Genomic DNA, 10,081 nt, shown 5'->3' on the forward strand with positions numbered 1-10,081 from the left:
TCATGCTTGATTATGAAAACAACATCAATGCGAAACAATTGAATAGCCTCGCCCTAGCCTATATGGGAGATGCAGTTTTTGAGTCGTATGTAAGACGGCATCTTCTCTATAACGGCAAGGTAAGACCGCATCAATTGCATCGTTTAGCGACCAAGTACGTTTCGGCAAAGGCACAATGTCAAATTCTTTTTCACTTAATGGATATTCACATTTTAACTGACGAAGAAGCAGCGGTGGTCATGCGCGGCAGAAATGCAAAGTCAGGCACGGTTCCGAAAAATACGGATGTGCAGACCTATCGTTACAGCACAGCGTTTGAGGCGTTAATGGGGTATTTATTTTTGGAAGGTAAAAAGGAACGGCTGGAAGAGCTCGTGGAAAAGGCATTTCTATATGTTGATGATCTGAAAGGAGGAACGGGATTATGAACCAGGAATATATCGTTGGAAAGAATCCTGTGATCGAGGCACTTATATCGGAAAGGGATATTAATAAAATCCTCATAGCGGAGGGATCACAGCGAGGTCAAATGCAGCAGATTACCCAATTGGCCAAGGAAGCACAAGTGATTGTCCAATTTGTCCCGAAGAAGAAAATCGATCAAATCACCGATCAAAATCATCAAGGTGTGCTAGCCTATGTCGCTGCCTATCAATATGCAGAAATGGATGATTTATTTGCTGCAGCAGAGAAAAAGAACGAATCCCCATTCTTTTTACTGTTGGATGAAATTGAGGATCCACATAATCTTGGCTCGATTATGAGAACGGCTGATGCAGCCGGGGCGCATGGCATTATAATTCCAAAGCGAAGGGCAGTGGGGTTAACGGCTACCGTTGCCAAAGCTTCAACGGGCGCAATTGAATATATCCCGGTTGTCCGTGTGACCAATATGGCGCGGACAATTGATGAATTAAAAGAACGGGGTGTTTGGATTGCCGGTACCGATGCGAAAGGAAAGGAAGATTATCGCCAGCTGGATGGTACGCTTCCGCTTGGTTTAGTAATCGGCAGCGAGGGAAAAGGAATGGGACGGTTAATTCGTGATAAATGCGATTTTCTGATTCAGTTGCCGATGGTCGGAAAAGTGACCTCGTTAAATGCTTCAGTCGCGGCATCCCTGCTTATGTATGAGGTTTATCGTAAACGGCACCCGCTTGAGAGGTAGCATATGGATATCCTGCTTGTCGACGGATATAACATTATCGGAGCCTGGCCGGAGCTAAGGGCATTAAAGGAGCGGGATTTACCCGCCGCAAGGGATCGCTTGGTTGAAAGAATGGCGGAATATCAAGCGTTTTCCGGCTACCGAGTCATTGTTGTATTTGATGCCTATTATGTGCAAGGGACAGAGAAAAAATATAAAAATCATAAAGTAGAAGTCATTTTCACAAAGGAAAACGAAACGGCAGATGAGCGGATTGAAAAAATGGCCATTAGCTTAAGTAATCGGAAAACACAAGTTCATGTAGCCACCTCGGATTTCACAGAGCAATGGGCGATTTTTGGACAAGGCGCTTTACGTAAATCCGCTCGGGAACTGCTGTTGGAAATGTCATCAATCGAAAAAGGCATTGAAAAGAAAGTAAAAAAGATTCAGGAAAAGAAACCAGTTTCCAAAATTCCGATTAGTGATGAAATGGCAGAAATTTTCGAAAAATGGCGCAGAGGACAGAAATGAACCTCGACTTCAAAAAATTTCTAATGTATACTAGTAATATCTATGCACGTTCGGGTGGAGGGGATCTACTTTGAGTACAGAATTCGGAACTAAGATCAACGAGCATTTTTTCGTGATGGAAGACGAAGAAATTGTCGATTTGGTACACCAAGGTGATAGTGAAGCATTGGATTATTTAATCCATAAGTATCGTAATTTTGTGCGTGCAAAAGCAAGATCCTATTTTTTAATTGGAGCAGATAAAGAGGATATCGTCCAGGAGGGGATGATTGGCCTTTATAAGGCGATTCGTGATTTCCGAGAGGACAAGCTTACCTCGTTTAAAGCATTTGCCGAGCTATGCATAACCCGCCAAATTATCACGGCAATTAAGACTGCAACACGGCAAAAGCATATTCCGCTAAATTCTTATGTATCTTTGGACAAGCCTATTTATGATGAAGAATCAGACCGAACCTTAATGGATGTCTTGTCTGGAGCGAAGGTATTGGATCCCGAAGAGTTAATCATTAATCAGGAAGAATTTGACCACATTGAAGTGAAAATGACGGAATTGTTAAGTGACTTGGAAAGGAAAGTATTGGCGCTTTATTTAGATGGCCAATCCTATCAGGAAATTTCTGAGGAACTGAATCGTCATGTTAAATCGATTGATAATGCTCTTCAGCGTGTGAAAAGGAAGCTGGAGCGTTACTTAGAAATCCGAGAATTCTCACTGTAACGGCGAAAAGGGATTGATGTCATTCATATTGAATCCGCTCTCAGTGGATATTGACATTAATTAGGGGTCGTGTTACATTTTTAAAGAAATTATAGAAAAATGACTACAGGTGTCGAATATGAACAAAAAAGTTATCCTTGCCTGTGCTGAGTGCGGCTCTCGGAATTATTCGACTGCCGGCAAGCAGGAGCAAACCGAACGTTTAGTATTAAAGAAATTTTGTAAAACTTGCGCAACCCATACCATCCACAGGGAAACAAAATAATAATCATAGATACTAGCATTGCTGATAAAGATAGTTGGGGGTTCGAAATATGCAGCGTATTAAGAAGTTCTTCAGTGATATTGTCCGTGAAATGAGAAAGGTCAGCTGGCCAAAGCGTGCCGAACTGACTCGTTCAACGATTACAGTTTTATCAACCGTTGTTTTTTTTGGAGTGTTCTTTGCCGTTCTGGATTTGGGTATTTCAAAATTGATTCGTCTAATTCTTGAATAATCCGTCATCATTCATGGTATAATGGTAATCAATAAAGGAATTTTTAACTAAAAGCCCGTTTTGACGGGTTTTTTAATTTGTCTAAAAGAAAAGCGCAAGTGCCCTGTTCAGCGGCGTATGGCCTGGAGCACTCCAACCGAGATAAAGGAAACACGAAGAGCCGAAGGCGATTCGTTGTTGACTTATCGTAGGGCGGAGAGCGAAGGACACTAGCCGCTAGGGCGCTGGAGCTGGACATTTCTCAAAGTCAAAATTTTATACTTTGTAAATCAAATAATAAGGTTATTATAGGGAGGGAAGGACATTTAGTCCTCTGAAATGGAAAAGAATTGGTATGTTGTCCATACTTACTCAGGTTATGAAAATAAAGTAAAAGCGAATTTAGAAAAACGGGTGGAATCAATGGGCATGTCGGATAAAATTTTCCGTGTCGTTGTCCCTGAAGAAGAAGAAACAGAAATCAAAAATGGCAAGAAAAAAGTTGTGAAGCGGAAGGTCTTCCCTGGGTATGTATTGGTCGAGCTTGTGATGACAGATGATTCCTGGTATGTCGTACGGAATACCCCTGGTGTTACTGGATTCGTCGGCTCTGCCGGTTCGGGTTCAAAACCGACACCGTTGTTGCCGGAAGAAGTAATAGGGTTACTGAAGCGCATGGGTGTGGAAGAGAAACGGGTCGATGTAGATTATGAAATTGGTGAAACGGTCCGTGTAAAAGAGGGTCCATTTGCGAACTTTACTGGTTCAGTGGAAGAAATGGACAAGGACAAAGCAAAGCTAAAAGTTCTAGTCAATATGTTCGGCCGCGATACCCCAGTAGAACTAGAATTTACACAAATTGAAAAATTGTAAGTGCACATTTCAGGCAATTTTTAAAGAAAAATAATCTTATATTGTAAAAAAACTTGAAATCATTTTTAAAAAGTGGTAATATTTCAAAGGTCAGTATGTCTCCAATGTGAGACAAGACTATTGTATAGTTCTTTATGATTTTTATATAAAGACGAATGCCTGAGTGGGAGGGTTCCTTGTGATCCCATTTACCACATCACGGACTTTAAGGAGGTGTGTCTCGTGGCTAAAAAAGTAATTAAAGTCGTTAAATTACAAATTCCTGCTGGTAAAGCTAATCCAGCGCCGCCGGTTGGTCCTGCATTAGGTCAAGCTGGTGTTAATATCATGGGATTCTGTAAGGAATTTAATGCTCGTACAGCAGATCAAGCTGGATTAATCATTCCTGTTGAAATCACGGTATTTGAAGACCGTTCATTTACATTTATTACGAAAACTCCTCCTGCTGCAGTTCTTTTAAAAGTAGCAGCTGGAATTCAGTCTGGTTCAGGTGAACCTAACCGTAATAAAGTAGCAACAGTAAAGCGTGATAAAGTACGCGAGATTGCGGAACAAAAAATGCCTGACCTTAACGCAGCTAGCGTCGAAGCAGCAATGCGCATGGTTGAAGGTACTGCACGCAGCATGGGTATCACGATCGAAGACTAATCCATGTAAATTATTGTTGAAATGATGGGGTTGCGTAGCTGATTGTTCACTCGCAACCTTTTTCGTGGGAGTTATTCAACGTTAAAACCACATTCTAGGAGGAAATAAAAATGGCTAAAAAAGGTAAAAAGTATTTAGAAGCTTCAAAGCTTGTAGATCGCTTAAAAGCTTACCCGATTGCAGAAGCAATTGACCTTGCAAAGAAAACAAACTACACAAAATTTGATGCGACTCTTGAAGTAGCTTTCCGTTTAGGCGTTGACCCTAAGAAAGCTGACCAACAAATCCGTGGCGCAGTTGTACTTCCAAACGGAACTGGTAAAACTCAACGCGTTTTAGTATTCGCGAAGGGTGAGAAAGTGAAGGAAGCGGAAGCAGCTGGTGCTGATTATGTAGGCGATGCAGAATACATCAACAAAATCCAACAAGGTTGGTTTGACTTTGATGTCATCGTAGCAACTCCTGACATGATGGGTGAAGTTGGTAAACTTGGACGTGTATTAGGACCTAAAGGCTTAATGCCAAACCCTAAAACCGGTACTGTTACATTTGATGTAACAAGAGCAATCAATGAAATCAAAGCAGGTAAAGTTGAATACCGCGTTGATAAGTCTGGTAACATTCATGTACCAATCGGCAAAGCTTCTTTCGAAAACGAAAAGCTTGTTGAAAACTTCAACACTGTATTTGAAACAATGGTAAAAGTAAAACCTGCTGCTGCAAAAGGTACGTACATGAAGAACGTAACAGTTGCTTCAACAATGGGCCCTGGTGTTAAGGTAGATCCTTCATCTGTTGCAGTTAAGTAAAATCTTCCAATTGACAAAACAAAATAGATTTACTATAATCTATTTTGTTGTTTAAAATAATAAACATTTGTACTGTAGACAGCAGGTGCCGTTAGGCTTAATTTCCTGCCGAGGTGTAGCGAATAGAATTGGCTGATGATTCAGCTAGTATATGCTGCCTCCATGTCTAGATTGATATGGAGGCATTTACATGCCGGGTATAAATGTAGACAATCTACAGGAGGTGTAAAGATGAGCAGTGCAATCGAAGTAAAAAAACAGATCGTTGACGAAATTGCTGGTAAGTTAAAAGCGAGTGTATCAACAGTTGTTGTTGATTACCGCGGACTTACAGTTTCTGAAGTAACTGAACTTCGTAAACAACTTCGTGAAGCAGGCGTTGAATTCAAAGTTTACAAAAACTCAATGACACGTCGTGCGGCTGAAGCAGCTGAGCTTGCTGGCTTAAATGAAGCATTAACAGGTCCGAACGCTATCGCGTTCAGTACGGAAGATGTAGTAGCACCAGCTAAAATCTTAAATGACTTTGCGAAAAAACATGAGGCACTTGAACTTAAAGCAGGTGTAATCGAAGGTAACGTCGCAACGGCAGAAGAGATTAAAGCTCTTGCAGATCTACCATCACGCGAAGGCTTGCTTTCTATGCTACTCAGCGTACTACAAGCACCAATTCGCAATCTTGCTCTTGCTGCAAAAGCTGTGGCAGATCAAAAAGAAGAACAAGGCGCGTAAGCTAAAACTAACAGCCTAACAAAATAAATCGTAACGAAAACTAAGGAGGAAACTTAATCATGACTAAAGAACAAATCATTGAAGCAGTTAAATCTATGACTGTTTTAGAACTTAACGATCTTGTAAAAGCAATCGAAGAAGAATTCGGCGTAACTGCTGCTGCTCCTGTAGCAATGGCTGGCGGAGCTGGTGCTGCTGCTGTTGAAGAACAAACTGAATTTGATGTTATCCTAGCTGGCGCTGGAGACCAAAAAATCAAGGTTATCAAAGTTGTTCGTGAAATCACTGGTCTTGGACTTAAAGAAGCAAAAGACCTTGTTGACAACACTCCAAAAGCACTTAAAGAAGGCATCTCTAAAGAAGACGCTGAAGCAATCAAAGCTAAGCTTGATGAAGTTGGAGCTAACGTTGAAATTAAGTAATTTTACTATAAAAAAGCTCGCTGTATAAGCGGGCTTTTTTTGGCTTATCCTCAGGAAACCTTCAATTAAAACTCCCCGGGAGGTGAGTCAGGTGACTGAACACTACTATTCTCGAACTCAAAATGTTGATAGTGATCCGATCTATTGGGATTATACGCTGAAAAACCATCATTTCCGCTTTAAAACGGACAACGGTGTTTTTTCGAAAAGAGAAGTTGATTTTGGCTCGCGTTTATTGATTGAATCTTTTGTTATGCCAGAAGCGGAAGGACTTGTGCTTGATGTAGGCTGCGGTTATGGTCCGATTGGTTTATCGATCGCTAAAGCTTATCCCGGCAGTAGGATTCACATGGTGGATGTTAATGAACGGGCAATTCAGCTAGCGAAGGAAAATGCGGTGCTAAACCGGATTGAAAATGTTGAAATCTATGAAAGCGACCGGTTATTTTCTGTAAAGGAAAATAATTTTGCTGCCATTTTAACCAATCCTCCGATTAGGGCAGGAAAAAAGATTGTACATGAAATTTTTGAACAAAGCTGCGAGCATCTTGTTTCTGGAGGCGAAATTTGGGTTGTTATTCAAAAGAAGCAAGGAGCACCATCTGCAATTGAAAAATTAAAAGAATTATTTTCCCACGTAGAAACGATTGACAGATCAAAGGGCTATTTTATTATAAAAGCAATAAAATAGTTGACTCAAAAAGTCAGTTGTGGTAGCATTATAAAATGCCATCATAATAATTTCCGATTTATTCCTTAAAATACTTATTTTTTAAGTATAAAAATGGAATTTGAAGGAAATGATGACAAAATAATAGTCGAAATATGAAAATGTGGTTTTTGAGTAAAAAACCCTTTTTCTTTTTGTCTACTAGGATTCCTTTATGGCTTCTACTAGACGTAAATAGATTTATTAAATAACGCTTGATTTGAGGGGTGAATCAGTTGACAGGTCAACTAGTTCAGTATGGACGACACCGCCAACGAAGAAGTTACGCACGAATCAGTGAAGTTTTAGAATTACCAAATCTTATTGAAATCCAAACCTCTTCATATCAATGGTTTCTGGATGAGGGATTGCGTGAAATGTTCCAGGATATTTCGCCAATCGAAGACTTTACTGGTAACCTATCACTAGAATTTATTGATTACAGCCTTGGCGATCCAAAGTATTCTGTTGAAGAATCAAAAGAACGGGACGTTACATATTCTGCTCCATTGCGTGTAAAAGTACGTCTTGTAAACAAAGAAACTGGCGAAGTAAAAGATCAAGATGTCTTCATGGGTGATTTTCCACTAATGACGGAAACGGGCACGTTTGTCATTAATGGAGCAGAACGCGTTATTGTTTCACAATTAGTTCGTTCACCGAGTGTTTATTTTAGCGGAAAACTTGATAAAAACGGCAAAAAGGGCTTCACAGCGACTGTCATTCCGAACCGCGGCGCTTGGCTGGAATATGAAACTGACGCCAAAGACGTCGTATATGTGAGAATAGATCGTACTCGGAAACTGCCCGTTACGGTTCTTTTGCGTGCACTAGGCTTCGGTTCCGATCAGGAAATCATTGATTTGATCGGGGATAACGAGTATATCCGTAACACGCTTGAAAAGGACAACACAGAGGGTGTTGACAAAGCGCTTTTAGAAATTTATGAGCGTCTTCGTCCGGGTGAACCGCCGACCGTTGACAATGCCAAGAGCTTATTGGTGTCACGCTTCTTTGACCCTAAGCGCTATGATTTAGCGAATGTTGGCCGTTACAAGATTAACAAAAAGCTCCATATTAAAAACCGTTTATTCAATCAACGCTTAGCGGAGTCACTTGCCGATCCAGAAACAGGCGAAATTATTGCTGAAAAAGGTACACTCCTTGATAGGAGAAACCTTGACAGAATTTTGCCGGCTCTTGAAAAGAATATTAATTTCAAAAGCTTTAATCCTGTTGGCGGAGTAGTGGATGAGGAAGTCATCCTTCAAGGCATTAAAATTTACGCTCCTGGCGATGAAAATGAAAAAGTGATTAATGTATTGGGCAATGCCTATGTGGCTGAACCAATTAAAAATATTACATCGGCAGATATTATTGCATCGATTAGCTACTTCTTCAATTTATTGCACGGAGTAGGCGATACAGATGATATTGACCATCTAGGTAACAGACGTCTTCGTTCTGTCGGAGAGCTGTTGCAGAATCAATTCCGGATTGGTTTGTCGCGGATGGAGCGAGTTGTTCGTGAAAGAATGTCCATTCAAGACACAGCAACGATTACACCGCAGCAATTGATTAATATTCGTCCTGTCATTGCGTCGATTAAAGAGTTCTTTGGAAGCTCTCAATTATCACAATTCATGGATCAAACGAACCCGCTTGCTGAATTAACTCATAAGCGTCGTTTATCTGCACTCGGACCGGGTGGATTGACACGTGAGCGTGCCGGCATGGAAGTACGTGACGTTCACTATTCACACTACGGCCGTATGTGTCCGATTGAAACACCGGAAGGTCCAAACATCGGGCTGATTAACTCATTATCATCGTACGCGAAGGTAAACCGCTTCGGCTTTATTGAAACACCGTACCGCCGTGTTGACCCTGACACCGGGAAAGTAACGAGCCGGATCGATTACTTAACAGCAGATGAAGAAGATAATTACGTGGTAGCCCAAGCGAACTCCCGTCTTGGTGACGATGGTTCATTCCTTGATGATGAAGTTGTTGCTCGTTTCCGCGGTGAAAACACGGTTGTAAATCGGGACCGGATCGATTACATGGATGTATCGCCAAAGCAGGTTGTTTCTGCGGCAACAGCATGTATCCCGTTCCTTGAAAATGATGACTCAAACCGTGCCTTGATGGGTGCGAACATGCAGCGTCAGGCAGTGCCGCTCATGCAGCCGGAGGCCCCTAGGGTTGGAACAGGTATGGAATATGTTTCAGGTAAAGACTCAGGTGCCGCCGTTATATGTAAACATGACGGGATTGTCGAACATGTTGAAGCTCGTGAAGTATGGGTTCGTCAAACGAAAGAAGTAGATGGCCAAGAAGTAAAAGGCGATCTTAAAAAATATCGACTGTTGAAATTTATCCGCTCCAACCAAGGTACCTGCTATAACCAACGTCCAATCGTTGCTGTCGGCAACCGGGTGAAAAAAGGCGAAATTCTTGCTGACGGCCCTTCAATGGAGGTTGGTGAATTAGCCCTTGGACGGAACGTTCTAGTTGCCTTTATGACATGGGATGGCTATAACTATGAAGATGCCATCATCATGAGTGAACGTTTAGTTAAAGATGATGTATATACCTCTATTCATATTGAAGAATATGAGTCAGAATCACGTGATACAAAACTTGGACCAGAAGAAATTACCCGTGACATTCCAAACGTTGGGGAAGATGCCCTTCGTAATTTGGATGAACGCGGTATTATTCGCACTGGTGCTGAGGTGAAGGACGGAGATCTCCTCGTTGGTAAAGTAACGCCTAAAGGTGTGACAGAATTAACAGCTGAAGAACGTCTTTTACATGCTATTTTCGGTGAAAAAGCACGTGAAGTACGCGATACTTCACTAAGAGTTCCACATGGCGGCGGTGGTATTGTATGAAGCGGCGCACGAAAAACGCGAAAGCGTTTCACGATAAATGCGAAAACGCCTATCTAGGTTGTTGGGTTTGGGGTTAATATCGGCTGCATAACTGAACGATATACGCTAAAAAA

General features: G+C 41.4%; 12 protein-coding genes, 1 pseudogene and 1 other annotated feature. All 13 genes and pseudogenes read left to right on the top strand.

Going from position 1 to position 10,081, the window contains the following annotated elements; all coding sequences use genetic code 11:
- The first annotated feature begins 2 nt into the window (after nt 1-2).
- Complete coding sequence (locus tag ACO1D1_RS05900) at nt 3-428, top strand: Mini-ribonuclease 3 (RefSeq protein ID WP_149868090.1); 426 nt, start codon at nt 3-5, stop codon at nt 426-428.
- Nucleotides 425-1,168: a 23S rRNA (guanosine(2251)-2'-O)-methyltransferase RlmB gene (gene rlmB / locus ACO1D1_RS05905; RefSeq protein WP_423335258.1), complete on the top strand. Its 744-nt coding sequence runs from the start codon at nt 425-427 to the stop codon at nt 1,166-1,168. The genes ACO1D1_RS05900 and rlmB overlap by 4 nt, the downstream gene beginning before the upstream one ends.
- 3 nt (nt 1,169-1,171) lie before the next feature.
- Complete coding sequence (locus ACO1D1_RS05910; RefSeq protein ID WP_149868092.1) at nt 1,172-1,681, top strand: NYN domain-containing protein; 510 nt, start codon at nt 1,172-1,174, stop codon at nt 1,679-1,681.
- Nucleotides 1,682-1,751: 70 nt separating this feature from the next.
- Nucleotides 1,752-2,402, top strand: coding sequence for an RNA polymerase sporulation sigma factor SigH (gene sigH / locus ACO1D1_RS05915; protein WP_423335259.1), 651 nt, complete (start codon nt 1,752-1,754; stop codon nt 2,400-2,402).
- Nucleotides 2,403-2,520: 118 nt separating this feature from the next.
- Nucleotides 2,521-2,667, top strand: coding sequence for a 50S ribosomal protein L33 (gene rpmG, locus ACO1D1_RS05920; RefSeq protein WP_423335260.1), 147 nt, complete (start codon nt 2,521-2,523; stop codon nt 2,665-2,667).
- 49 nt (nt 2,668-2,716) lie between these two features.
- A complete protein-coding gene (gene secE, locus ACO1D1_RS05925; RefSeq protein WP_149868095.1) occupies nt 2,717-2,899 on the top strand; it encodes a preprotein translocase subunit SecE in 183 nt (60 codons plus the stop codon).
- Between the two features lie 318 nt (nt 2,900-3,217).
- Entirely contained in the window at nt 3,218-3,751 is a 534-nt protein-coding gene (gene nusG, locus ACO1D1_RS05930; RefSeq protein WP_149868096.1) for a transcription termination/antitermination protein NusG, read from the top strand.
- A 222-nt stretch (nt 3,752-3,973) separates the two neighbouring features.
- Nucleotides 3,974-4,399, top strand: coding sequence for a 50S ribosomal protein L11 (gene rplK, locus ACO1D1_RS05935; RefSeq protein ID WP_149868097.1), 426 nt, complete (start codon nt 3,974-3,976; stop codon nt 4,397-4,399).
- A gap of 110 nt (nt 4,400-4,509) precedes the next feature.
- Nucleotides 4,510-5,208 (top strand): 50S ribosomal protein L1, encoded by a 699-nt coding sequence (gene rplA / locus ACO1D1_RS05940; RefSeq protein ID WP_149868098.1) that lies wholly within the window; start codon nt 4,510-4,512, stop codon nt 5,206-5,208.
- A gap of 54 nt (nt 5,209-5,262) precedes the next feature.
- Nucleotides 5,263-5,406: a sequence feature (ribosomal protein L10 leader region), on the top strand.
- A gap of 33 nt (nt 5,407-5,439) precedes the next feature.
- Entirely contained in the window at nt 5,440-5,940 is a 501-nt protein-coding gene (gene rplJ, locus ACO1D1_RS05945) for a 50S ribosomal protein L10 (protein WP_149868099.1), read from the top strand.
- A gap of 59 nt (nt 5,941-5,999) precedes the next feature.
- Nucleotides 6,000-6,362: a 50S ribosomal protein L7/L12 gene (gene rplL, locus ACO1D1_RS05950; RefSeq protein WP_423335261.1), complete on the top strand. Its 363-nt coding sequence runs from the start codon at nt 6,000-6,002 to the stop codon at nt 6,360-6,362.
- Nucleotides 6,363-6,453: 91 nt separating this feature from the next.
- Nucleotides 6,454-7,053, top strand: coding sequence for a class I SAM-dependent methyltransferase (locus ACO1D1_RS05955; protein ID WP_423335262.1), 600 nt, complete (start codon nt 6,454-6,456; stop codon nt 7,051-7,053).
- 254 nt (nt 7,054-7,307) lie between these two features.
- Nucleotides 7,308-9,965: pseudogene (gene rpoB, locus ACO1D1_RS05960) on the top strand (DNA-directed RNA polymerase subunit beta); the annotation flags it as partial.
- Nucleotides 9,966-10,081: the final 116 nt, after the last annotated feature.

Source organism: Neobacillus sp. 19 (genome assembly GCF_049463095.1).
In the GTDB taxonomy this organism is placed as follows: Bacteria; Bacillota; Bacilli; order Bacillales; family Cytobacillaceae; genus Neobacillus.

Excerpts from the sequence above, each read along its gene's own strand:
- nusG (WP_149868096.1), top strand. The coding sequence starts at position 3,218 with ATGGAAAAGAATTGGTATGTTGTCCATACTTACTCAGGTTATGAAAAT.
- rplL (WP_423335261.1), top strand. The coding sequence starts at position 6,000 with ATGACTAAAGAACAAATCATTGAAGCAGTTAAATCTATGACTGTTTTA.
- ACO1D1_RS05900 (WP_149868090.1), top strand. The coding sequence starts at position 3 with ATGCTTGATTATGAAAACAACATCAATGCGAAACAATTGAATAGCCTC.
- rlmB (WP_423335258.1), top strand. The coding sequence starts at position 425 with ATGAACCAGGAATATATCGTTGGAAAGAATCCTGTGATCGAGGCACTT.
- rpmG (WP_423335260.1), top strand. The coding sequence starts at position 2,521 with ATGAACAAAAAAGTTATCCTTGCCTGTGCTGAGTGCGGCTCTCGGAAT.
- rplJ (WP_149868099.1), top strand. The coding sequence starts at position 5,440 with ATGAGCAGTGCAATCGAAGTAAAAAAACAGATCGTTGACGAAATTGCT.
- ACO1D1_RS05910 (WP_149868092.1), top strand. The coding sequence starts at position 1,172 with ATGGATATCCTGCTTGTCGACGGATATAACATTATCGGAGCCTGGCCG.
- rplA (WP_149868098.1), top strand. The coding sequence starts at position 4,510 with ATGGCTAAAAAAGGTAAAAAGTATTTAGAAGCTTCAAAGCTTGTAGAT.
- secE (WP_149868095.1), top strand. The coding sequence starts at position 2,717 with ATGCAGCGTATTAAGAAGTTCTTCAGTGATATTGTCCGTGAAATGAGA.